Annotated in this window: 17 protein-coding genes and 3 tRNA genes; 5 read left to right on the plus strand and 15 right to left on the minus strand. The window is 57.7% G+C overall.

The window, feature by feature from the left end:
- Positions 1 to 3 precede the first annotated feature (3 nt).
- Entirely contained in the window at positions 4 to 1287 is a 1284-nt protein-coding gene (locus tag OU994_RS00470; protein ID WP_281609188.1) for an MFS transporter, read from the minus strand.
- Between the two features lie 314 nt (positions 1288 to 1601).
- Here OU994_RS00470 and OU994_RS00475 point away from each other — a divergent pair.
- From OU994_RS00475 to OU994_RS00495, 5 genes are all read left to right on the plus strand, one after another.
- Positions 1602 to 1677: transfer RNA gene (locus OU994_RS00475), tRNA-Val, on the plus strand.
- Positions 1678 to 1698: 21 nt separating this feature from the next.
- Positions 1699 to 1775, plus strand: a tRNA-Asp gene (locus tag OU994_RS00480).
- Positions 1776 to 1866: 91 nt separating this feature from the next.
- Positions 1867 to 1943 (plus strand) — tRNA-Asp (locus OU994_RS00485).
- Between the two features lie 594 nt (positions 1944 to 2537).
- Positions 2538 to 3023 carry a cyclic nucleotide-binding domain-containing protein gene (locus tag OU994_RS00490; protein ID WP_131148672.1) on the plus strand — a complete coding sequence of 162 codons (486 nt, stop codon included), beginning with the start codon at positions 2538 to 2540 and terminating at the stop codon, positions 3021 to 3023.
- Positions 3023 to 4138, plus strand: a complete 1116-nt coding sequence (locus OU994_RS00495; protein ID WP_281609189.1) for an AI-2E family transporter — start codon at positions 3023 to 3025, stop codon at positions 4136 to 4138. The genes OU994_RS00490 and OU994_RS00495 overlap by 1 nt, the downstream gene beginning before the upstream one ends.
- Before the next feature lie 252 nt (positions 4139 to 4390).
- Here OU994_RS00495 and ahpF read toward each other — a convergent pair whose 3' ends face one another.
- From ahpF to OU994_RS00565, 14 genes are all read right to left on the minus strand, one after another.
- Positions 4391 to 5983 (minus strand): alkyl hydroperoxide reductase subunit F, encoded by a 1593-nt coding sequence (gene ahpF / locus OU994_RS00500; RefSeq protein WP_131148670.1) that lies wholly within the window; start codon positions 5981 to 5983, stop codon positions 4391 to 4393.
- A 66-nt stretch (positions 5984 to 6049) separates the two neighbouring features.
- Complete coding sequence (gene ahpC, locus OU994_RS00505; protein ID WP_131148669.1) at positions 6050 to 6613, minus strand: alkyl hydroperoxide reductase subunit C; 564 nt, start codon at positions 6611 to 6613, stop codon at positions 6050 to 6052.
- 311 nt (positions 6614 to 6924) lie between these two features.
- Complete coding sequence (locus tag OU994_RS00510) at positions 6925 to 7845, minus strand: hypothetical protein (RefSeq protein ID WP_281609190.1); 921 nt, start codon at positions 7843 to 7845, stop codon at positions 6925 to 6927.
- 188 nt (positions 7846 to 8033) lie between these two features.
- Positions 8034 to 8837: a hypothetical protein gene (locus tag OU994_RS00515; protein WP_281609191.1), complete on the minus strand. Its 804-nt coding sequence runs from the start codon at positions 8835 to 8837 to the stop codon at positions 8034 to 8036.
- A 362-nt stretch (positions 8838 to 9199) separates the two neighbouring features.
- Positions 9200 to 10144 (minus strand): DUF6708 domain-containing protein, encoded by a 945-nt coding sequence (locus tag OU994_RS00520; RefSeq protein WP_281609192.1) that lies wholly within the window; start codon positions 10142 to 10144, stop codon positions 9200 to 9202.
- Positions 10145 to 10383: 239 nt separating this feature from the next.
- Complete coding sequence (locus OU994_RS00525) at positions 10384 to 11343, minus strand: DUF6708 domain-containing protein (RefSeq protein ID WP_281609193.1); 960 nt, start codon at positions 11341 to 11343, stop codon at positions 10384 to 10386.
- Between the two features lie 2 nt (positions 11344 to 11345).
- A complete protein-coding gene (locus tag OU994_RS00530) occupies positions 11346 to 13031 on the minus strand; it encodes a type VI secretion system Vgr family protein (RefSeq protein ID WP_281609194.1) in 1686 nt (561 codons plus the stop codon).
- A gap of 12 nt (positions 13032 to 13043) precedes the next feature.
- Entirely contained in the window at positions 13044 to 14081 is a 1038-nt protein-coding gene (locus OU994_RS00535) for a DUF6708 domain-containing protein (RefSeq protein ID WP_281609195.1), read from the minus strand.
- A gap of 579 nt (positions 14082 to 14660) precedes the next feature.
- The gene (locus tag OU994_RS00540) at positions 14661 to 15566 is read right to left on the minus strand and encodes a DUF6708 domain-containing protein (RefSeq protein ID WP_281609196.1); all 906 of its coding nucleotides are present in this window, start codon (positions 15564 to 15566) and stop codon (positions 14661 to 14663) included.
- A 151-nt stretch (positions 15567 to 15717) separates the two neighbouring features.
- Entirely contained in the window at positions 15718 to 16026 is a 309-nt protein-coding gene (locus OU994_RS00545; protein WP_281609197.1) for a hypothetical protein, read from the minus strand.
- A 303-nt stretch (positions 16027 to 16329) separates the two neighbouring features.
- A complete protein-coding gene (locus OU994_RS00550; RefSeq protein ID WP_281609198.1) occupies positions 16330 to 17277 on the minus strand; it encodes a DUF6708 domain-containing protein in 948 nt (315 codons plus the stop codon).
- A gap of 84 nt (positions 17278 to 17361) precedes the next feature.
- Complete coding sequence (locus tag OU994_RS00555; RefSeq protein WP_281609199.1) at positions 17362 to 20355, minus strand: T6SS effector BTH_I2691 family protein; 2994 nt, start codon at positions 20353 to 20355, stop codon at positions 17362 to 17364.
- A gap of 37 nt (positions 20356 to 20392) precedes the next feature.
- Positions 20393 to 21346 carry a hypothetical protein gene (locus tag OU994_RS00560; RefSeq protein WP_281609200.1) on the minus strand — a complete coding sequence of 318 codons (954 nt, stop codon included), beginning with the start codon at positions 21344 to 21346 and terminating at the stop codon, positions 20393 to 20395.
- On the minus strand, positions 21336 to 24098 hold the full coding sequence (locus OU994_RS00565) for a type VI secretion system Vgr family protein (RefSeq protein ID WP_281609201.1): 2763 nt from the start codon (positions 24096 to 24098) through the stop codon (positions 21336 to 21338). The genes OU994_RS00560 and OU994_RS00565 overlap by 11 nt, the downstream gene beginning before the upstream one ends.
- Positions 24099 to 24152: the final 54 nt, after the last annotated feature.

The following is a 24152-nucleotide window of genomic DNA, read 5'->3' on the forward strand; positions in this document are numbered from 1 at the left end:
CGATTACGTCGCGGGTAATCGCCCGCGTGCCAGCACCAGCAGGCCGCCCAGCACCAGGCTGGCCGCGAGCACCGATATGCCGACGGCGGTGCTGCCGGTGGCATCGCGCAGCGCCCCCACCAGGTACGGGCTGGCAAAGCCGGCCAGGTTGCCGACCGAATTGATCAGCGCGATGCCCGCCGCCGCCGCGGTACCGCCCAGCAGCGCCGTCGGCAGGCTCCAGAAAATCGGGAACGTGGTGAGGATGCCGGCCGTGGCGACCGACAGCGCGGCCAGCGCCAGCACCGTGTCGTCGGCCCACGCGGTGGCCGCCACCAGGCCGGCGGCACCGGCGAAACCGGCGATCGCGGTATGCCAGCGCCGCTCGCCGCTACGGTCCGAATGCCGCGCCGCCAGCACCATGACCACGGCCGCCACGCCGTACGGGATGGCCGTCAGCAGGCCGATATGGAAGACGTCCCGCACGCCGCTGTTCTTCAGCAGTTGCGGCAGCCAGAAGCTCACGCCGTACAGGCCCATCACGAACAGGAAATACATCAGCGCCAGCAGCCACACGGTGCCGCTGGCGAACACCTGCCGCAGCGGCAGGTGCCGTTTGGTCGCTGCCTCCGCCGACAGCTCGCGTTCCAGCACGGCCTTGGACGCATCGTCCAGCCAGCGCGCGGCGCGGATATTGTCGTCGAGGTAGAACAGCGTCCAGATGCCCAGCGCCACCGACGGCAAGCCTTCCAGCAGGAACAGCCACTGCCAGCCATGCAGCCCAGCCTGCCCGGCGAAGGCCGCCATGATGGCGCCGGACAGCGGCCCGCCCACCACGCCCGCCACCGCCACGCCGCTCATGAACAGCGCCACGATGCGGGCGCGGCGGTGCGCCGGATACCAGTAGGTGAGATACAGCACCACGCCCGGGAAGAAGCCCGCTTCGGCGACGCCGAGCAGGAAGCGCAGCACGTAGAAGCTGACGGGGCCGGTGGCGAACATCGTGGCCGCCGATACAAGCCCCCAGCTGACCATGATGCGGGCGATCCAGCGCCGCGCGCCTACCTTTTCCATCACCAGGTTCGACGGCACCTCGAACACGAAATAGCCGATGAAGAAGATGCCGGCACCGATGCCGTAGACGGTATCCGACAGCGCCAGGTCGGCCTGCATCTGCAGCTTGGCGAAGCCCACGTTGACGCGGTCCAGGTAGGCCGCCACGTAGCACAGGAACAGGAACGGCAGCAGGCGGCGGCTGACGCGCCCGTACAGCGCATCGAGGCCGGCATCGTCGTTGATGGCGTTCATCGGGTCTCCCGAGGGGAAAACCGCAGCGTAGCATTGGTGGTGGTCCAGTTGGCAATGGCGTGGACGTAACGGCGATGGATTCGCGTGTCGGCCAGGCAGGCAAGTCTGCGGATAGACAGCCATCCCGGGGACTCCATGACGTGCCCGGTACGGAAATACGCGCTTGCATTCCGCGACCTGTTGCCAGGTGGGGCACCACATGAGACCGGATGGAAATTATTTCGCGAAATCCCTTGCGGAATCTCAAAACAGCGCAGTAGAATACGGCCTCTTCTGAACGTTGTGACAAACGTTCGAAGCATCGAAGGTGATGAGGGCGCTTAGCTCAGTTGGTAGAGCGGATCCCTTACAAGGATTAGGTCGGGAGTTCGAGCCTCTCAGCGCCCACCACGCAATCGATGTTGAAGACCTGGAGCGGTAGTTCAGTTGGTTAGAATACCGGCCTGTCACGCCGGGGGTCGCGGGTTCGAGCCCCGTCCGCTCCGCCAGGATTCTGAAAAGAGCCCGACATACCGGGCTTTTTTCTTGTCGCAGCAGCGACGCAGTTTTTCTCAGTGCTTGCGCAAGCAGGTACTGATTGGAGCGGTAGTTCAGTTGGTTAGAATACCGGCCTGTCACGCCGGGGGTCGCGGGTTCGAGCCCCGTCCGCTCCGCCAGCATCAGTAAAAAAGCCCGGCTTGCCGGGCTTTTTTGCGTCCGATGCGCAGCGCAGCGCAGCGGAGTGCTTCCCCTGCGGGAAGCACGGCGGGAGCTCGAAGGGAGTGAGGCAGGGGTTTCGCGAGGCATTGCCTCGCGCCTGCCGAACGCCGCAGCCATGCAGGGCTGCGGCTCGCTTACCAGCGAATTCGCGGCCGGCAGGATGTCGGCGAGCCCCGTCCGCTCCGCAGCTGGCAGTGAAGGTGCCCGGCGCGCCGGGCACCTTCACTGCCAGCTCATTATTTCCTGCCGCGCCCGAAGTGGCACGGCAGCGCGGAGCGATGCCTCGCTTCCCCCATCCGCTTCGCTAATCCCCTTCCGCTCCGCGAATCCCCTCCGCTTCGCTAATCCCCTCCGCTTCGCTAAACCCTCCTCGCTTCGCTCCTTTCACCCGCCAGCTCCGCAACCCCACCCCATCCACCCCGCCACCATCCCATAAATCCCCTCCTTCCCGCCTTTTTTGCTTTCCGTACCACTATGTGCGTCTTGCAACACCAACGTCACCGCAAAACCGGCGACAATGGCAGCGCAACCATCCTTTCCTGGAGCTTTTCGTGATTTTCGGTTTTCTGAAGCCGCCGCCGCTGTCGCCACGCCTGGCCAGGCTGCGCGAAACCGTCCTCCTCAATTCCCTGACACCGCTCGAACTGAAGATCGTCGACGGCCTGATGCATGAACGGCGCTATCTCGCGGGCGAGATCATTTTCGACGAGGGCGAGGAAGGCCAGGCGCTGTACCTGATCACGGCCGGCCACGTGCAGATCAACCGCAACGTCAACGGCATGCCCGAGATCATCACCGAACTGTCGCCCGGCGCCTTCTTCGGCGACCTGGCCCTGCTGGACAACTCGCCCCGCACGGCCCAGGCGCGCGCGTGGGACGACTGCGAACTGGCGGTCTTCTTCCGCGCCGACTTCATGGGCCTGATGGAAACCGACGCCGTGATCGGCTACAAGATCTCGCTGGCGCTGGCACGCCATATCGGCTCCCGGCTGCGCGAACGGATGTCGATCGACTCGCCGCACATCGAGGTACTGTGATGGTCGAGCGGCAGCAGTCCGGGCCCATCGTCTGGTGCGGCATCATCGCCGCCACCTGCGTGCTGCTGTACCTGATGCAGCGCGTGCTGTGGCTCTCGGTGCCGTTCCTGCTGGCGATCATCCTGTATTACATGCTGCTGTCGCCATTCCAGCGGCTGCTGCGGATGGGATTCACGCGCAATACCTCCGCGATGCTGGTTGGCGCCGCGTTCGGACTCTTCATGCTGCTGGCGATCCTGGTGGCGGCGATCTGGATCCCGGCCCCGGCCACCGACTGGCAGGACATGCCGGGCCGCTACCTGGACGCCGGCGTGCGCTTCCTGCGCAACATGCTGGGCGCGCTGGAACGGCAGTTCCCCATCCTGCGGCAGGCCCGGCTGGGCGATTCGGTGAACCTGAACCTGGCCGAGTACACGCGCGAATTCTTCCAGCGCCACCTGACGGACGTGGTGGTGGCCGCCGCGGCATGGGTGCCGTCGCTGCTGCTGGCACCGTTCCTGGCCTTCTTCTTCCTGCGCGACGGCCGCCGCTTCAAGCGCTTCCTGGCGCGCGCCGTGCCCAACGCCTTCTTCGAGAAGACCCTGTTCCTGCTGCATGAAGTCGACCAGACCGCGCGCCGCTACTTCCACGGCATGCTCAAGCTCACGCTCATCGATACCGTCGTGCTGGCGGTCGGCCTGTGGGCCATCGGCCTGCCCTCCCCGCTGCTGCTCGGCTTTATCGCCGCCATGCTGGCGTGGGTGCCGTACGTGGGCTCGATCGCCGGCTGCCTGCTGGTGGTGCTGGTGGCCTCGGCCGATGCGCCGGACAACAATTTCGCCGCCTACAGCGCGATCGTCGTCTTCATCATCGCCCGCCTGCTCGACGACTTCGTCTTCATGCCGATGACACTGGGCCGCAGCCTGCGCATGCATCCGCTGGTAACGGTGGTGATGCTGTTCGTCGGCGGCGCGCTGGCCGGGGTAACGGGCCTGATGCTGGTGCTTCCGCTGCTGGGCGTGGCGATGGTGGTCGGCGAAACGATCGGCGTGCTGATCACCGACGCACGCCTGCAGGCCCGGCACCGCTACGCCCGCTCGCTACGGGTGAAACAGGCCAGCGTCGACCTCAAGTAACTTTCTCAGAAATGGGGTGGCGGCCCCTAATGCCGTTCAATTAAGCGTTAGCCGATACATTGAAAGCGCATGCTTCCACCCCAACAGCGAAGGGCTGGGGTCAGACCCGCCGGGTCGGACCCCGGATTTTGCACTTGGGGTTTGCTTAACGAAGTGGCATTTGGGCAGCGCCCAAAAACAGGGAAAGACCCTGTTCTTGAGAAAATAAAAAACGGGAGCCGAGGCTCCCGTTTTGTCTGCTGCGATGCCGCGTTACGCCACGGCGGCGATGGCGGCCTGCTCGGCTTCCACTTCATCGTCACCCGAGCGGATCAGGTGGTCGAAGGCGGACAGCGCGGCCGTTGCACCGGCGCCCACGGCGATCACGATCTGCTTGTACGGCACGGTGGTGACGTCGCCGGCGGCGAACACGCCCGGTACCGAGGTCTGGCCCTTGGCATCGATCTCGATCTCGCCATGCTTCGACAGCGCCACGGTGCCCTTCAGCCACTCCGTGTTCGGCACCAGGCCGATCTGCACGAACACGCCTTCCAGGTCCACGCGGTGCAGCTCGTTGGTGTTGCGGTCCTTGTACGACAGGCCGTTCACCTTCTTGCCGTCGCCGTGGATCTCGGTCGTCTGCGCCGACAGGATCACCTTCACGTTCGGCAGCGAGCGCAGCTTGCGCTGCAGGACCGCATCGGCACGCAGTTCGTTGCCGAACTCGATCAGCGTGACATGCTGCACGATGCCAGCCAGGTCGATCGCCGCTTCCACGCCGGAGTTGCCGCCACCGATCACCGACACGCGCTTGCCCTTGAACAGCGGACCATCGCAGTGCGGGCAGTACGCCACGCCGTGGTTACGGTATTCCTTCTCGCCCGGCACGTTGATCTCGCGCCACCGTGCGCCGGTGGACAGGATCACGGTCTTCGCCTTCAGCACCGCGCCGGTCGCCGTGTGCACTTCGGTGACCCTGCCCGGCACCAGCTTCACGGCGCGCTGGGTATTCATGATGTCGACTTCGTATTCCTTGACGTGCTGCTCCAGCGCCACGGCGAATTTCGGGCCATCGGTTTCCTTGATCGAGATGAAGTTCTCGATCGACAGCGTGTCGAGCACCTGGCCACCGAAGCGTTCCGCCAGCACGCCGGTCTGGATGCCTTTACGGGCCGCGTAGATCGCCGACGCCGCACCGGCAGGGCCGCCGCCGACGACCAGCACGTCGAACACGTCTTTCTTGTTCAGTTCAGCCGCCTGGCGGGCACCGGCATTGGTGTCCAGCTTGGCGAGGATTTCTTCTACATTCGTGCGGCCCTGGCCGAAGTGCTGGCCGTTCAGGAACATCATCGGTACCGCCATGATCTGGCGCTCTTCGACTTCTTTCTGGAACACGCCGCCATCGATCGTGGTGACCTTGATGCGCGGGTTGATGACCGACATCGCGTTCAGCGCCTGCACCACTTCCGGGCAGTTATGGCACGACAGCGAGATGAAGGTCTCGAATTCGAAATCGCCTTCCAGGTTGCGGATCTGTTCGATCACGGCTTCGTCGAGCTTGATCGTGTGGCCGCCCACCTGCAGCAGGGCCAGCACCAGCGAGGTGAATTCATGGCCCATCGGGATGCCGGCAAAACGCACGCCAATGTCGGTGCCGGCACGGTTGATCGAGAACGACGGCTTGCGCACGTTGGCGGCGTTGTCCTCGACCAGGGTAATCTTGTCGCTCAAGCCATCGATATCGGCGAGCAGTTCCTTCATTTCCCGCGCCTTCGCGGAATCATCCAGCGATGCAACGATCTCAATCGGCTGCACCACTTTTTCCAGATAGGCTTTCAGTTGGGTTTTGAGATTTGCATCCAGCATGACTTTTTTCCTTTTCAATGCGCTGCCGGCACATGCCGGCAGCGGTACTGCTCAATAACTACTTACTTAGATTTTGCCGACCAGATCCAGCGACGGGGTCAGGGTTGCCGCGCCTTCGGACCACTTGGCCGGGCACACTTCGCCCGGGTGGGAAGCAACGTACTGGGCTGCCTTCACTTTGCGCAGCAGTTCCGATGCGTCGCGGCCGATGCCGTTGTCATGGACTTCCAGCACCTTGATGAAGCCTTCAGGATTGATCACGAAGGTGCCGCGCAGTGCCAGGCCTTCTTCTTCGATCATGACCTGGAAGTTACGGGACAGCAGGCCGGTCGGGTCGCCGATCAGCGGGTACTGCACTTTCTTGATCGCGTCGGACGTGTCGTGCCATGCCTTGTGGGCGAAGTGGGTATCGGTCGAGATACCGTACACTTCCACGCCCAGCTTCGAGAATTCGGCGTAGTTGTCGGCCAGGTCTTCCAGTTCGGTCGGGCAGACGAAGGTGAAGTCAGCCGGGTAGAACACGAACACGGACCACTTGCCCTTCAGGGACTCTTCGCTCAGATCGATGAACTTGCCGTTGTGGTAAGCAGTTGCCTTGAACGGTTTGACTTGGGTGTTGATCAGAGACATTTGTGTTTTCCTCGTGAGGGTTGTGAATCAATGAGATGCTAGTTTAGAGGGATCTCGGCTATTTGCAAAATTGATTGTCGCAATAGTTTCAATTGAGTTTGGCTATCGCGACGGCATAGCGAGACCGGTATTATCGTCGTTCCTGTCAAAACGTGAAGATTGGGAGGACGGCAATGACGCGGTGAAGTACTTGCGCAGTGCCATCTTGGCAGGCCCGTTTGCGAGCACCTGCGGGGCTGTTTCCAATCATCCGTACAGCCCGTCATGGGCCAGGGGGAATCTGCCCCGGGAGCAGGCTGCCGCCGTTCCCATCAAGGCGCCACTGGCATGGCGACGCGCCTTTTTCCTTCGAGCCAGGCATCGGGCAGCTTGCCGAGCAAGGGGTCGCCGCGGCCCACATTCCGCCAGGTCTTGCCGCCATCCGAGGTATGGATCAACAGTGGATCGTCATCCTTGAATGGTGGCAGGATACCGGCCAGCCACATCTCCTTGTCGTCGACGACATGACTGCTGATCAGGGAAGAAATACCTTCCGGCAGCCGCATCGTCTCCCAACGCCTGCCATCCTTCGAGCGCAACAAGGTTTGTTCGATCGAGCCGGTCAGCCACCATCCCCCATGGCGGGAGCGGCCGAGTTCGACCAGCAGGTCGGGATTGCCAAGCCCTGTCTGCCTGATATGGCAGAATGGAAGGTCGATATCGTTGACGACATATTGGCTGTCCCGGCTGTCTTCCTCGAGCTTGACGGCAAGCGCGAGCAACTGGCGCGCCCGGGATGCGAACTTGATATTCCCATCCTTGAATGCATCGGCAGTGGATTTCCAGCCCAGCAGGCCAAGCTGCCCGCGCGTGAACGTGCACGATTTGTTCCCCTGCGTGATGCGGAACCGCTGCTTGACCACCTCGACGCGGTAACCCGAGGGTAGCGCCTGCACCATGCCAGTCTTCGGCCCAATCCGCGACAGCACCTTGCCCGTTCGGTAATCGACGACGGTCCCACCGATATAGAGATAGCCGTCGTCATCGAGGCCGAGATGCGGCCAGATCGATCCGCCCGGCAGGATTTCGGCCGTTATCGGGACGGCAGCGTCAACGATCAAGGCGCTGCCGTTTTCTGTCATGGAAACCGCGCCCGCCTGGTAAGTGAATGGCGGGACTTGGGCCCTGGCTGAGCCGAGCCCAAGCCCAAGCCCAAGCCCAAGCAATAGCATAAGCGATATGGATTTTTTCACGCCGGTTTCCTATGGCTGATCTCGTGTACGGTTACTCCCTGGTCCCTGGCAATGGAGGCGGTAGGGCATCCATTCTTGTCAAAATAGATCGGAGCAATCATGGCGGTGGCGTAGGTCGTCTGCACGTTGCACAAGCCCTTGCCATCTGTCGGCATCAACAAGATCATTGGCGCCTTTATCGAACACCGCTAGCGCTTGTTACCGCGCTTCGCCCGACGCTCGGCGGCCCGAAGACGTTCGATTCCCGCATCGTCCATAAGTGCGATCGGGCAGCCCTGGGAACGCTCCAGTTGGCGCAGCTTCAGCGCAATCAGCACGGGAACCAGCGTGCGCTGGATGAAATAGGTAATGATCGACAGCGATGCGATACCGCCGGCCACCAGGGCGAACTCGAAATATGTTTCGTATAGCGCAAAGCCGAGTAACAGCGCCAGTCCCAGCAAGAGCGAAACGATGGCAACCGCAGTCTCGTCCCAGTCGGTCAAGAACAGCGTTTCATGCAGATACAGGCCGCGTACCAGCGGCTTTACCGCCACCATTGCCCGGCCAGGGTCGAAGCAGCGCGCCAATGCCGCCGCGTGATGCTTGCTCCACTGCTCATTGAAATGCCGCCATGTACTCCAGAGCTGGTAGCCAAGCGCCACAAAGAAATATTCGAGCAATACCAGCCCAGCCATGTAGCCGATACTCGGCATCAAGAAAATTGGCGCGAACAGCGCGACAGCAAGCGTACTGATACCGGCAAGGCCTGCCCATGCCGCATACAGCGCATACACCGACGCGCGCCGCGTAGCCCATTTTCGTAAAGCCAGCAGCCCGATAGTTCCAAGCAATAGCCAGGTTGCGCCTGTGAGCAGGAATATCAACGCCGCATCGCTGCCCATGGTTTCGTGCGCGATGGCCGAACCGCCCAGCACGGCAAATGCGCAAGGGAGACTTGTGAAGAGGACCAGGCCCCGTTCGAAATGATGCGTGAAAGTGGAGGAAATCATGGGTTGGCTCTGCAACGATATCCTGTCTCGGTTCCTGGGCAGGACATCTTTGCTGAGCGTCGCCTGCTCTACGGGTTCAGCCTGCAATCAAGAGACATCTGATCGCCAGGGCGCCTTCGACAGCGGCAATGGAAACGAGGCCGATCGATCAATCGCATCCGGCCTGGATTGCCTTGCCAGAAGTGCCCACATAATAGCAGCGCGTTCGAACCTGGATATACTGCTGAGCAAGTGGATCATATAGGAAGTAGAACTCTTTCCACGCCTCTGCGGACTCCCTTTCCACAGCGCGGAGCATGTAATAACCGCCGTACCTTGCAACACTATCTATCACCGGATTTTTGGAAAAATTTCGACAGGTTTTACTGCAACGGGTTTCCAATCTTTCGCTTGATTTCCTCTGGCCAGACAATCGGCTTACTTGTTTTATATCCTAACCATACGAATAATCCTAATAGCGTTAGTACGGGGTATAAGATGGGCGAGAAAATCAAGGCAAGAATTGTGAGTGCGCGCTCAGATCTCCACCACTTTCTAAAATTTTCTCCGTATAAACCTACGGCAAGAATGGAATCCAGAAGCGATGCAGGCTTTTTCATTTCAATCACACTTTCGCTGTTGGGCAGGTGGTCTCCATTTTCCTCCATAAACCGTCGGATATACTCCCAAACTGCCGGAACAGTTAGCTCGCCCAACTGCAGACTACTTCCCACAGCGAAACCGTCGACGATCTCAGCACTAGCTCGACTCTTTCGCATTTGAAATATTAGTGCATGCACTCTTGATATGGTTGCAGTATTTGCATTTACCGAAACGTGGTGTTCGGCCTCGGCCAGATCCCAATCGTGTTCTGCTACACGAACTGGCCATGGCCGTAAGATTCCTTTCCAGCTTGAATCGCTATCCATGAACAACCTATAAATCTTACGATTCTTTCTGTCAAATATTATCGGCTCATCCTCTGGTTTGAATAACTCCAGCCTGACACAAAAGGCTGTTAGGTAAATAGAAAGTACAATAAAGGCAAGGTAACCTATGCTTGTAATTATGTGCGAAACCCTGCGCATTTCATGTACTAAGACATTCTCTGCTATCTGATTAGCGGAGATTGCTGCTATAAATACAAAGAAACATGCGACAAGCAGAAGCATTCCACGTGTCCCTGGGGGCGTTCCAGTCAGCTCTACAGCGTCTGGATATGTTTTTTTGACGAGAGAAAATGTAGTAGCAGCTTCAGATGCCGATCTTTTTTTACTATACCGTGACACCACGTCAGCTTCACGGTTTTGCTTATCTTTAGTGACCATATAAAACGCTGAATTACCCCCGCCAATGATCCTTACGGTGGAGCCTTAAGCCTCACAGCCGTCACCCTTATCGCTGCTCCTAGCAGTATTGCAGTGCAAGTCGATTATCGTCCCCACTCTTTAATACGGCACCCAATTTTACCAACTAATAAGAGCGAGCACGCTATTGCCTTGCCCGCTTACATCCCCGTTTCCGGCATTGCTACAATCATTTTTGGTATTTGATGTGGTATCTGATATTAAATACGTTCCACGTCGTCTTCTAGCGGTAGGCCAACCCTTTCCCGAATGGCATCGGGCCAATCAACCGCCGTGCTGGTCTTATATCCCAACCAAATAAATATACCTAGCAAAGTCAGCACAGGATAAACAATAGGGGATGCAATTAAAGCCAAAATCGTAAAACTGCGCTCAGTTTCCCACCATTTTTTGAAATTTTCTCCATATAGCCCAACAGCTGAAATAGATCCCCATAACGAACTTGGTCGCTGAGCCTTCACCACATATTCGCCGGCGGGCAAATGATCTCCTCCCTCCTCCATAAAACGCCGAATATGCTCCCAGACTGCTGGCACTGTCAGCTCGCCCATCTGCAGACTACTTCCGATAGCGAATCCATCTACTATTTCCGTACTATTTTTGTTTTTTCTAACTTGAAATATCAACGCATGGACTCTTGATACCAGTGATGTATTTGCATTAACCGAGACGTGGTGCTCAGCAAATACTAGATCCCAATCATACTCCGCTATAGCGAGAGGCCATGACCGAAATACGCCTCTCCAGCTCAGATCCCGTATTCTAAAAATCCTATAAATCTTATTATTTCGTCTATCAAAAATTACAGGCTCATCCTCAGGCTTAAACAATTCCAAACGTACACATATAGCAGTTGTGTACAGACTAAATAGAATTATAAGAAGCAAAAAAATATCGCCTATTACCCGATAAAGATATAGCTCCCTGCTCCCCAGAAGATCTTTTAATATCTGATTTCCAGCCACTCCCGCTATCGCGATGCCGAACAACCCCAAGAGCAGCAACTTTCCACGTGTCCCATGGGGTACACCAGTAATTTCTATGGCATCCGTATATATTTTTTTTACGAGTGAGAAAGCCGTTGGAGAAATTGATGCAGCTGTATTCTTGCCATACCTGGAGACCACATTGTAGTCTTTACCGATATTCTGATTGGTCATGTTCAAACCTTCTTGACGTCAACTGAACTATAACTGAAAAGAACAAGCTTATAAGGCATGTTCAATTGCGTTAGCACGCTGGCCTTGCCGCTGGCCGCATGCGAGCGGATACCCGTCTCCTGGTTCGGCTTCGTCGCCGCGCTGGCCTTGCCGTATGTGAACAGGCCGATGCCGCCTTTCACCTGGTGCAGCAGGTTCGCCTGCGAAGCGAAGTTGATGTCCTGCCCCGCAGCGAAGCTGGTCGTGGTGCCGGCGGAGACGATCGTACTGGCAGGCGTGGTGGCGGCAATACCGGCAGGGCTGGATAGCTGCAGCTGCGGCTCGGTGAAGGCGATGGCATTGCCGCCGCCGCCTTCGTCCGCGCCGCCACCGCCGGCGGTCGCATCCAGCACGCCGGGTCCCTTGCGCAGTTCCGCGATGGCCAGCAGCTTGTCCGGTGCCGGTTCGTCCTTCAGCTTGGCGTTGTGCTTTTGCGCCGTCTCGGCCAGCGATTGCAGCATTTCCGCGCTGGCGCCGATCTGCGATACCGCCTCGCGCGCGGCGAGCTGCTGGCCTCCCGCGGTCTGCGCCTCGGTCGACAGCAGCAGGCCCTGGCCGGCGCGCAGCGCGGCGCTGTGGGCCGTTTTCAATTCCGCGCCCAGGCCGGCCGTGTCGAGGCGCTGGTTGTCCGTCTGGTGCCGCAGGTGGCCCAGGTTCAGTTCATCGGTGCCTTCATGCGCGCCGGCGTGGCGTTGCAGCGCTACGCGCGGTTCGCCCGGCGCGTCGTCGAACACCAGCTGGTTATAGGCGCCGGTGCCGCTCTGGCTGGCCTGCAGTGCCTGCGACTTGAAGCCGGACAGCACCGCCGCGTGCGCGTGCGCGCCGGATTCGCCAGGGAACCACGCCGGGGCGTTGCCCGTGGCGGCGCCAGTACCGGCGCTGATGCGGTTGCTCTGCGCATCGGTCTCGCCACCGCCGTTGTACAGGCTGCCGATCACGATCGGACGGTCGATGTCGCCGTCGATGAAATCGACCAGCACTTCGCTGCCCACGCGCGGCACGGCGTGGGTTCCCCAGTTGGCGCCGGCCACTGGTGCCATCGGCGTGGCGATGCGTACCCATGTGCCGCTGCTGTCGTCGGCGGGGGCGCCCGTGTGGCCATCGGGCACCGGGTGCTCGAGCCGGCTGTGGCTTTGCACGCCGCGCTGCCAGTGGAACTGCACCTTGATGCGGTGGTCGCGGTCCGTATGGATCACCGCGCCCGGCGGTCCGACGACGATGGCGGTCTGCTGGCCGCGGACCGTCGGTTTCGGCCGCAGCACCAGGCCATGGCCGTCGCTGTCGGCACTGCGGTACGGCACGCTGCTGCGGATGGCATCGATGCGGTTGCGGTACAGCGGCCGCTCGCCCTTGTCCTTGCCGGTGGCATGCAGGCTGCCGGCCTGCTCGCGCTCGATCAGCCGGGCCAGCGGGTTCTCGCCCAGCCGCTGCGCCACGTCCTTGACCTCGGCGCTCAGGTTGTTGTGGGCCAGGTGCAGCACGCGCAGCACGACAAAGCTCTCGTCTTCCGCCACCGCGGAATGTTCGCTCAGCGTGAACGTGGTGCCGGGGCTGAGCGTGCGCACAGTGCCCGCGCCGATGAAGGTTTCGCGGCTGGCGCGCAGCGCTTCGGCCTGCCGGTCGGCAATGCGCTGGACATGCTCGGGCAAGACTTTATAAAACTATACGCTCCGTCTGAATTCTATTCCGGCAGACCTTGCCGCTTCAGGGAAAAGTGGCACCCTGTCGCCGTTGGGTGCACCATATATTGCAAAAGGATCATTGGCATGAATCGTTGAAGTAGACTGCACCTCTGCAGGCCATTCCGGAATTTTACTAGTGCGCATCGCAAATATCCGGCAGATGCCAAGCACAACCAGAAATGGAAACATCACGCAACAAATAAAGACATTACCCCCGGCTATATTCGCAAAGGCACGCTCGAAACCACCTCTTACAGTCTCATGATGTCGATTGACTGGCATGCAAAACTGCACTTGGTCTAAAACTGCATGCGGTCCCTCTTCCATATAACGCCGTATGAATTCCCAGTGTGCGCGTACATAGTCATCCGGGGATGGCTCTGTCCCGATGTTTTTCCTGTCATTCTTGTTCATTGAACCTATGTAGCTCAGCGCAAAGGTTTCCTTTACAGTCGCTTGATCTGACTCAAGAATATGGCCCTGCACCTCCCAATCATCCCAGAAAGGCATATGACCTAGGGTAAAAAATATTTCGTCCCACGGCACCGAAAGTATTGTTCCATCTGGACGGAACACATGAACAATCCGGGTCAATCTATTAAATCGCATTGGATAATGTGTGAATGCAAAGGAATCCTTTTTCAACAACCAGATCGAAAGTATGGTTGGTGGAAGAGCAAGTACAACAAGCATTCCGATATCATTCCAAAGGTAAAACTTAGTATCGTCATCCATCGCATCACTCGACACCAAGTAGCTTATTACATCTAGTAAAAGATTCCCGCCTAACAACCCACCAAAAATGGAAAATATTGCAACTGCCAAAAGTGTCAAGAAACCCTTCCAGCCGAACCATTTATCAACTGATTCCAGATAGGTTGAATTCATCTCGACGACAGATAATTGATATCGCGGAAATATATTAAGGCGAATTTTCTGAGTTAACTTATGCTCAATCTCCTGATCAGACAACGGGCGATTGTTAGGATACTTCCTTAAAAGACCTAAAAAATCCATGGAAAACCTACTTTAATGCTTGCGCAAGCTGCTGTTGTTCAGTTTCGATATCATCGTACGGCCCCGTTTGTCGGAAAGTTAGGAAACTTTCCACGCTTCTTCCGGTTTCTCGTTCAAGTGATAGCACTAAATCGCTACCCCAGAATGCCAGGTGCAGCGCTCATTCGCCCTACCAGCACGATCATTCCCGCTTTTCCCGCTATACGCGCCGAAAATTCATTTGCGTCATGATATGTCCGGCTGATCAGGCCAAGGCAGATGGTACTTGGGCCGATCGAGGGTTTATTGTCGAATCGCCGAATTACTTTGGTATCGGACTTTGCGGTAGAGCCTGGAGTTCATACAGGCAACTCATATAGTAGTTTTTGAGAAAAAAATAATGCTGGAATCGATTCCCCGTTAGCTTAGCCAGTGCGAATGTGGTGCCGGGGCCGAGCGTGCGCATGTGCCTGAGCCAATGAAGATTTCGCGACTGACGCCTAGCGCGTCGAACTGCCGGTCGGCGATTCGCTAGGCATGCTCGGGCGATGTTTCCACGTAGGCGCAATGATTGCCGAGGTTAATGCCATTTCATTACCCTTAGAAAGCCTTGAATCCGACCCCTGCACATTTGGCCGCCTCAGGAAAAAGCGGCATCCGGTCGCCGTTAGGTGCGCCATGGATAGCATAAGGGTCATTTGGTTCGATTACACAGGATGCTTCAACATCGGCAGGCCACTCTGGGATCTTGCTGGTTCTCATCGCGATGAATCTTGCGAGTCCCAGCAATACCAGAAACGGGAACATGGCAATGTAAATCAGGCTAGGTGCGCCAGAAATATTAGCAAAAGCTCGCTCAAGGCCGCCGCGGAAACTTTCGCGATGGTTTTGAACTGGCATACAGAATTGAACTTGTTCTGAGACAGATTGCGGACCTTCCTCCATGTAACGCCGCACAAATTCCCAATGCGCCCGGACAAAATCGTTCGCGGAGGAATCTGCCACCTTCGGATCCCTATCGTTCAATTCCATGGAACCTACGTAACTCAATGCGAATGTCTCTTGCACGGTTTTTCGATCAGACTTCAGAACATGACCTCGCACCTCCCAATCGTCCCATTGGGGCATATGTCCGAGAGTAAAAAATACCTCGTCCCATGGCACCGACAACACTGTACCATCAGTGCGAAGAACATGTACGGTCCGTGTTTTTCGGTTGAATCGAATTGGGTAATGGGTAAACGCGAATGAATCTTTTCGCAGCAGCCAAATTAGGCCGATTGCTACCGGAACCACCAGAACTGCAAGCATTGCGATTCCATTCCAAATATAAAAAGAGCTATCCTCCTCAGCGCTTCCCGTCGCTGACAGCCCCGTCAGAATTAGTTGAAGCGCGCCGATACTTATACCAATTACCAAAATACAGAAAAGACTTAAAGCAATCAGTGTTAGAAAACCCTTCCATCCAAACCATTTATCAACGGACTCAAGGTAAGTGGAGTTCATCTCAATCACACTTAGCTGATAATGTGGCTCATTGCTTAATCGCTTACTTTGCTTCAAATGACGCTTTACCTCTTCTTCCGAAAGGGCGCGTTGTTAGGATATTTTGTCAGCAAACCCATGAGATCCATTCCACACCCCTACTTCAATGCGTTTAGCAATTGTCCCTGTGGATGACGGCACCCGGCGGACCGGCCACGATGGCGATCTGCTGGCCGCGAACCGTCGGCCTCGGCCGCAGTAACTGGCCATGGCCGTCGCTGTCGGCACTGCGGTACGGCACGCTGCTGCGGATGGCGTCGATGCGGTTGCGGTACAGCGGCCGCTCGCCCTTGTCCTTGCCAGTCGCATGCAGGCTGCCGGCCTGTTCGCGCTCGATGAGCCGGGCCAGCGGGTTTTCGCCCAGCCGCTGCGCCACATCCTTGACTTCGGCGCTCAGGTTGTTGTGGGCCAGGTGCAGCACGCGCAGCAGCGCGAAGCTCGTTTTCGGCCACCCCGCATACTCGGCCAGCGTGAATGTAGTCCCCGGGGACTAGCGTGCGCACGGAGCCGGCGCCGATGAAGGTTTCGCGGTTGGCGCGCAGTGCTTCGAGTTGCCGATCAGCGATGCGCCGACAGGCTTGAGGCCCCATCTTTATGCCGATTTTCTTGTGCTTGTGCAATCACACCCTAAGAGCCGTCTTACTTTCGAACTGACATTTCACCGTTAGATAAATAATCGCCATCTCCTCAATAAATTTCCGCATATATCCTTAAATTTCGGCAATTATCGAATCGCATCTAGGACGTAAGAGGGCCACACAACTGGCCGTGCAGTTTTGACTGCCATCCAGCTAAATATTCCCATTAAGGTCATCATGGGAAATGTGATCGGAAAAAACAACAAGCCTACGATCATCATCGCAGTATGATCTCGCCACCAATTTTTGAAGTTGCTTCCATACGGCCCCGTTGCAGCCATACATTGGAGAAACGTCTGCGGCTCGCGGCGTTGTTCTATCACCTCTCCTGGGGGGAGATGCGGGCCATTCTCTTCCATAAATCGGCGGATGTGTTCCCATACGGCTGGCACCGTTACCTCGCCCATTTGAATACTGGTTCCAATAGCGAAACTATCTACCACCGTCGGATCTGATGTACTTTTCTGAACGTTGAAGATCAAACTATGCATCCGCGTGACAGACGAGCCGGTTGCATTTACGATGGCATGATGCTCGGCATAGATGAGATTCCAATCATGCTCTGCCATCTTCATTGGCCATTTTTTGAAAGTACCTAACCATCCAGGATAGACTTCGCGATAAATCCTATATACTTTCCGGTTATACCTGTCGAAAATAGTAGGCTCATCTTTTGGCCGATATAGTTCAATACGGGTATATTTTATTGCAGAGTAAATTCCGTGAAAAAAAACAATAATCACAAATGGAAACGATAAGAAACTTATCACGCTTCTCCCGTTTTCCAGTTCAAGTGTAAGCACTTGATCACTAACCCAGAATGCGAATGCAGCGCTCATTAAGCCTATAAGCATTATCATCCCTGTCATTCCTGCCGCACGTGCTGAGAATTCAATTGCGTCAGGATAGGTTCTGGCAATCATGCCAAGACTTGTCGTACTTGGGCAGGCAGAAGACTTATTGTCGAAACGTTGGATTACCCCTGCTGCCGGCCTTTGCGGTAGAGTTTTAGAGTCCACGTCCACGGCTTTCATTGCTATCCTCTACTTTAGCGACTGTTGAAACCGACTCTTTTTTGCTCTGACTATAAATTTTCATTTCATGGAACTTACAAGTTGTTAATTTTTGTTCTGCTTTTTTTCAGCCTGAGCGATCATTTCCTCGAGAGCAGCCTTCTCGGAACCCCAGTCACCTTTCTTGAATTTATCGGCTCTATCCTGCATTGAGAACAACCCGCCACCTCCTTTGCCAAAATAACTGCGGGCAAGCCAGCGTTCAAAATCGCTAGGTGTAAGTACGATTGCGGTAATTTGAGCCACCACACCTACCCCAAGAAGTAATAGACCGACGCCTGATACAGCGGAGGCGAAAACAGTCCCTACACCAATACGGGTTGCAACAGTTCGGACGACTGCGCCACCGACTACACGGGCCTCCAAAGCGCTTGCTATCGCTCCAGCTGTAAGTGTGAAAGATGTAACAGCTGTTCCGTAGAACGCTAATACAGACAGAAGATATAGGTCAGCTGGTACCTTGTTTCCATCTCCTTTTTGCTGGCGGTACTTCTTGGTAGATGCAATTCCGTTAATTACCCCGCCGGCTATACCAGTAAGGTTGCCAGCCACCCTCAACAGGCCTATCTTTGCACTTGTCCCCACGGCTTGCGTTCCCAACCTCTTGGCAATATCAATTTCAGCCGCAACTACCCACAATGCAAATGCCCCGCCCATGAAGCCGAACACACTGTCCATGACTCCATATTCAGCATCTTCCACAGCGGAGGCCGAATCAGCTTTACTTGCCGTGGCCAAGCCATTGACTACGCCAATAGTTTGAATCACCATGCTCGCCAGTGCCAGACGAGCATCGAGCGTCTTGGCAACAGATATAGCGTGCGATGCATGGCTATTCTGTGCAATATCTGGAATTACACTGCGAAGCCGATTCGCGGCATTAGCAGCTCTCCCCGCTTGGGTTTGGTAAAGCCGCAAGAAAGTCTCTTCCGACATGGCCACTGTCGATAGCGGCCTGGCGTCGACAGTTGAATCGACTGCCTTTCCCATCTTGACGGACGAACCTTGAGAGCCTCTAGCAAGGATGTCCAATTTACCGTTAGCGGCCTTGATCGCCTCTGTATCCGTAATCAACACCAATGGAATTGTTCTGTTTTTTTTCGCAAACTGCTTGATGCGCCTTTTACTGGTACCCAATACTTGCCCAGGGCGGGCTTTCAAGATTTTCAGCGCATTTTCGGCACTGACTTTCATCGTAATCATTACTGGAATTTTAGGAGCTGGTCCTTTAATTGCCCCCTGTACTGCGCACTCAAGTGCGCTCTGCACTAATGCCAGATTCTGGAGCTTCTCAAGCATTCGCGCAGTGGCTCCTGTCACAGTCGCTTGACGCGCGGCAATCGTCAACACCGCGCCGCTGAGCGCGGCGTACTGATTGATACTGAAAAGCGCCAGTGCATGCCCGATCCAGCCGTGGGATTGCATAGCTGGCTGTGACATGGTCAGTTCGCTAAAACCTTTGACAAGATCAAATGTCTTATCTCGCATGCCGCCGTCTTCCAACCCTGGAGAACCGGTCAACTGCTTATGGACAATTTTGACGACCAAATCCTTGCCACCTACCATTGAACGTATCGTATGCGCATTCTCATCAGTTACTGGCAGGTCGAGTTCGGACACATAATCGTCCATCACAGGGCCATCTACGAACGGCATTGGTAGCGATATATATTCGTGTTCCTTGGCATCAACTAGGAAGTCGACAGGGTACTGCAGAGACTTGGGCGTGCATACCCTATCAAAATGGCGCTTGAAGTACGTGCTGATCTGCTGGCCCTTGCGAGCAGCATTCCAGTCCTTCTCCAATGCTTCTAACGGAGCATAGTGCTCCGCCTTCATTTTTGCGTCGAATTTTCTTACCCACGCAGCACGAGCACCCTCATCATAATAGTCTTCGTATTTTCTCCAGTTTTCCTTGACCTTCTTTTCTGTCCAAGCTGCAGCACGCTCATCGTGATCAGGATAAATAACACGTCCAAGGTCTGGCCGCTCGAACACTTTCTTGTAGGGCGAAAGTAATAGCTGGCCAATAGTGGAGTCGCTCTTTGATCGCTCCAGGAGCTTAGCTCGGTCCGCTTCCGTCAGAGGCTGCCACTGTGTTCCTTCTGGCCACTGAGCAGCTTCGAAATCCTTGAGTGAACGTACAGGGCTTACCTGCTCGTAACTGTGTAGATCCTGCTCATCCACCAGGCATTTCCGCAATCCCAGGATGGTGTGCGAACTGCTCAGAGGGTGCAAATTTTCCGGTTTTGCGATTTCCCTTTTTACGATTTCGTTCCGCCGGATTCGCAGTGCGTTCAACTCTGTCGCGATTCCAACCGGATCGTTCAGCACGACAGCCAACTCTTTCCCTGCCGTCTTAGGATGCTTCGCCGCCGCGCGCGCCAGATTGGCAGCAAGGTCGTTCACCTGGCCCGCAAGGCTGGTAAATGGAAAATCATGATCTGTTGCTTTATCGATTGACAATTGAGTAAGCGCGCATTCCAGCACTTTCGCTTTCAGATTTTCTGCCGTTGGAACAAAACTGTTCAGTCCGCAACTTTGCAAGGAGATCTTTTGCATGACAGCCGGGTCGGCCTTATTGCTCCCACGCAGTGTTTCATTCCAAAGATTCGCGCTGAATGCAATCCATATTTCGCTTACTTTATGTGCTTGGGGGATGTTGAGTACTTTCATGCCCGTTGCAATATGCTCAGGACGCCTGCACGGAGCCGAAGCATCAGCTTGTGAAAACATCGCATGGCCCTCTGGAATCAGATCGGCCCGTTCATTAACTCGGTAAATCAGCCAGTTTTTTACACCAGCCGGAGGTTGCGGTATATAAACATATACGTAGCCAGGCCTCAGTAACCGCAAGGCAAAACGCGACTGGGCTGGAGGTGATTCCGGCAGGAGGCCTTGCACATCTGCAGGATCAGCCGAGACATTCTTCGATCCAGGCGCAGCAAGCATGGGACTTTTGGCTATTGGGCTTGGCCGAAGCAAGAGCAAGGAAAGAGAACTTTTATTGCAGATATCGCAACCCGAAGTCGTGACCATCGTAACCCTGAAATTGAATTATTAGTGAGAGCGAATATTAGACGGCGGTTAGTCGCACGATTGCGCGTATGTCGTCATAAAGGTAGCGTAGTGGTTCCGCCGGCTCGTCTTTACTGCCTGCATCGTCCAGCAGCCTTGCAATTCCTGGCAACTGAAGGCCTGACTGGTACAGCAGAAACAGAGCTGCCCATTTGGCTTTATCGTGATTGTTGATGAAGCGATGAGGCCAGCGTCGGGCTGCGTCCTTTGCCGCTGACGCTGCCAACTCGGCGTTGCGATATGGGGTGTTCAAAATAGCCACCTTCCCATTGCTACTTTCACCTAGATACTGTGCAATAGATCGATGCAATAACTCACCGTCTTCAAGTATCAACCATTCGCTTCGGGAAAGACGCAACGGTTCAATAGGCTCCGAAGGCGAACGTAGGTACCTGAGCTGGCCACATGAGTCCAGATATATCCAGGTTTGCAAGCGTCCGAATTGTCGTTGAACCCTTGCTACGCCCGCCACATGACACAACAAATCAAGTACCCGCCGGTCTGCAAGCCTCAAATAAGTCGCGTTGGTCCGGGCATCGGTATTCACGCGGCACATTGCCGAAACGAGCGCCGCAAGTTCTTCATGCCGCATTGAACTCTGCAACCAGCCGCCGATACGATGCGCGGCGCGCCCATCTCCGCCAAGCCCACCTGCCTGGGAGGCAAGTCGCTCTTCTTCGGCGATATCGAACGTCAGGTCGATCAACGGGTCATCGATTCCATGCAAGGGAACCAGGTATGGGTGCTGGTGCGGGGGAAGTGCCACGGTTTTCGACAGTTCCACGGGTACGATGGCACGGCCCCAGCCTTCCTCGCGCACGGCCGTTGCGTCGGCGCTTGCATCGGGTAGCCCCAGCCCGGGCAGCGGCTCTCCGACCATTGGATCGACAAGCACGAATATCGGCGTAAGTGGATCGAACCCTTTCCGTAGCTGCTCGAGTCTAGATTGCACTCGCGCCTCCCGTTGCAGCATCCGATTGCGCGGACGGGCATTCAGCCAGCTTCCCAACTGGTGGCAATTTCAGCTGGCTCGATGCACTCGCCGGCCCCGCCAACTCCTTCATGCTCGCCTTGAACGACATCGTCCCAGGCCCATGAATCATGATGTTGCCACCCTCGATCTTCAGGTAAGCCCCCTGCGCAGTCAGCATCACGTGCTGCTTGGCACTGACCGAGACGCTCTTGGCAATGCTGGCCACGGTCACCAGCTTGTCGGCCGTGATGCGCACGGCATCGGACTGCGCCTGCACGCTGGCCTTGCCGCTGGCCGCATGCAGGCGGATGCCGATTTCCTGGTTCGGCTTCGTCGCCGCGCTGGCCTTGCCGTATGTGAACAGGCCGATGCCGCCTTTCACCTGGTGCAGCAAGTTCGCCTGCGAAGCGAAGTTGATGTCCTGCCCCGCCGCGAGGCTGGTGGTGGTGCCGGCGGAGACGATCGTACTGGCAGGCGTGGTGGCGGCGATGCCGGCAGGGCTCGATAGCTGCAGCTGCGGCTCGGTGAAGGCGATGGCATTGCCGCCGCCGCCTTCGTCCGCGCCGCCACCGCCGGCGGTCGCATCCAGCACGCCGGGTCCCTTGCGCAGTTCCGCGATGGCCAGCAGCTTGTCCGGTGCCGGTTCGTCCTTCAGCTTGGCGTTGTGCTTTTGCGCCGTCTCGGCCAGCGATTGCAGCATTTCCGCGCTGGCGCCGATCTGCGATACCGCCTCGCGCGCGGCGAGCTGCTGGCCTCCCGCGGTCTGCGCCTCGGTCGACAGCAGCAGGCCCTGGCCGGCGCGCAGCGCGGCGCTGTGGGCCGTTTTCAATTCCGCGCCCAGGCCGGCCGTGTCGAGGCGCTGGTTGTCCGTCTGGTGCCGCAGGTGGCCCAGGTTCAGTTCATCGGTGCCTTCATGCGCGCCGGCGTGGCGTTGCAGCGCTACGCGCGGTTCGCCCGGCGCGTCGTCGAACACCAGCTGGTTATAGGCGCCGGTGCCGCTCTGGCTGGCCTGCAGTGCCTGCGACTTGAAGCCGGACAGCACCGCCGCGTGCGCGTGCGCGCCGGATTCGCCAGGGAACCACGCCGGGGCGTTGCCCGTGGCGGCGCCAGTACCGGCGCTGATGCGGTTGCTCTGCGCATCGGTCTCGCCACCGCCGTTGTACAGGCTGCCGATCACGATCGGACGGTCGATGTCGCCGTCGATGAAATCGACCAGCACTTCGCTGCCCACGCGCGGCACGGCGTGGGTTCCCCAGTTGGCGCCGGCCACTGGTGCCATCGGCGTGGCGATGCGTACCCATGTGCCGCTGCTGTCGTCGGCGGGGGCGCCCGTGTGGCCATCGGGCACCGGGTGCTCGAGCCGGCTGTGGCTTTGCACGCCGCGCTGCCAGTGGAACTGCACCTTGATGCGGTGGTCGCGGTCCGTATGGATCACCGCGCCCGGCGGTCCGACGACGATGGCGGTCTGCTGGCCGCGGACCGTCGGTTTCGGCCGCAGCACCAGGCCATGGCCGTCGCTGTCGGCACTGCGGTACGGCACGCTGCTGCGGATGGCATCGATGCGGTTGCGGTACAGCGGCCGCTCGCCCTTGTCCTTGCCGGTGGCATGCAGGCTGCCGGCCTGTTCGCGCTCGATCAGCCGGGCCAGCGGGTTCTCGCCCAGCCGCTGCGCCACATCCCTGACTTCGGCGCTCAGGTTGTTGTGGGCCAGGTGCAGCACGCGCAGCACGACAAAGCTCTCGTCTTCCGCCACGGCGGAATGTTCGCCCAGCGTGAATGTGGTGCCGGGGCTGAGCGTGCGCACGGTGCCCGCGCCGATGAAGGTTTCGCGGCTGGCGCGCAGCGCTTCGGCCTGCCGGTCGGCGATGCGCTGGGCATGCTCGGGCGACGTGTACGCGTAGGCACCCGGCGTGTCGCGCAACAGCGGGCCTGTGCCATCTTCGGTGCCGGCCCGGCGCATGCCGACATTGCGGTAATCCCAGCTGCCGATGTCCACGCCGCCGGCGGTGGCGCGTACCTCGCGGCGCCAGCGGTCCATGCTGTCCTCGCGCATCACGGCGCCGGGCTGGGTGAAGCGGATGGCCGGCTGGGCGTTCGGCTGGAAGGCGCCGTTATGGTCGGCGATCACGAGGGTGTGGCCGCCGAAGGCGGCGCTGGCCGGGTCGCCGTCGTGTTCGAAGTAGTAGAACAGGCCTTCCTCGTGCATCAGCCGCTCGGCGAATGCCCGGTTCGATTCCTGGTACTGGCACGTCAGCGAGCGTTGCGGGTAGATCGTGCGGTCGGCGATCTCATAACGCCATTGCGGCACCAGCGTGCCGGGGCTTTGCCAGCCGGTGAACAGGGTGTCGAGGATGTCGAACACCGTCATGTCCTGGAACACGCGGCTGTCGCGGCCCAGGTCCATGAACGCATACCACGGGCCGATCGTCAGTTCGTAGCGGGCCAGGCCGCCGTCCGCGCCGAGCATGCTGGCGGCTGTCACGTGCCCGTGGAAGACACGCATCTGGCCGCTCGTTGCAGTCAGCAATTCCAGCAGCACCGGCTGCCCGAGCAGCGTCTTGAGGGCGATGCCGGCATCGGCCGACAGCGCCGTCACGGTCAGCTCGTAGGGCTGGCTCATGGCTTCCTGGGCGCGCAGGCATTCCGGTATCAGCCGGTCGGGTCCCAGGGGGGTCGTCAGTCGCAGGATACGGGTGTCCTGCCGCAGCATCGGGTCGGTCAGTGCAAGCATGTGGGTGCTGTACCAGCAAGGTAGTTATTGCAAAATAACCAGCATTTTAACCTC

This window comes from Pseudoduganella sp. SL102, assembly GCF_027856995.1.
Classification (GTDB): domain Bacteria; phylum Pseudomonadota; class Gammaproteobacteria; order Burkholderiales; family Burkholderiaceae_D; genus Rugamonas; species Rugamonas albidiflava.

Excerpts from the sequence above, each read along its gene's own strand:
- OU994_RS00470 (WP_281609188.1), bottom strand. The coding sequence starts at position 1,287 with ATGAACGCCATCAACGACGATGCCGGCCTCGATGCGCTGTACGGGCGC.
- OU994_RS00495 (WP_281609189.1), top strand. The coding sequence starts at position 3,023 with ATGGTCGAGCGGCAGCAGTCCGGGCCCATCGTCTGGTGCGGCATCATC.
- ahpF (WP_131148670.1), bottom strand. The coding sequence starts at position 5,983 with ATGCTGGATGCAAATCTCAAAACCCAACTGAAAGCCTATCTGGAAAAA.
- ahpC (WP_131148669.1), bottom strand. The coding sequence starts at position 6,613 with ATGTCTCTGATCAACACCCAAGTCAAACCGTTCAAGGCAACTGCTTAC.
- OU994_RS00515 (WP_281609191.1), bottom strand. The coding sequence starts at position 8,837 with ATGATTTCCTCCACTTTCACGCATCATTTCGAACGGGGCCTGGTCCTC.
- OU994_RS00520 (WP_281609192.1), bottom strand. The coding sequence starts at position 10,144 with ATGGTCACTAAAGATAAGCAAAACCGTGAAGCTGACGTGGTGTCACGG.
- OU994_RS00525 (WP_281609193.1), bottom strand. The coding sequence starts at position 11,343 with ATGACCAATCAGAATATCGGTAAAGACTACAATGTGGTCTCCAGGTAT.
- OU994_RS00535 (WP_281609195.1), bottom strand. The coding sequence starts at position 14,081 with ATGGATTTTTTAGGTCTTTTAAGGAAGTATCCTAACAATCGCCCGTTG.
- OU994_RS00540 (WP_281609196.1), bottom strand. The coding sequence starts at position 15,566 with ATGAACTCCACTTACCTTGAGTCCGTTGATAAATGGTTTGGATGGAAG.
- OU994_RS00550 (WP_281609198.1), bottom strand. The coding sequence starts at position 17,277 with ATGAAAGCCGTGGACGTGGACTCTAAAACTCTACCGCAAAGGCCGGCA.
- OU994_RS00555 (WP_281609199.1), bottom strand. The coding sequence starts at position 20,355 with ATGGTCACGACTTCGGGTTGCGATATCTGCAATAAAAGTTCTCTTTCC.
- OU994_RS00565 (WP_281609201.1), bottom strand. The coding sequence starts at position 24,098 with ATGCTTGCACTGACCGACCCGATGCTGCGGCAGGACACCCGTATCCTG.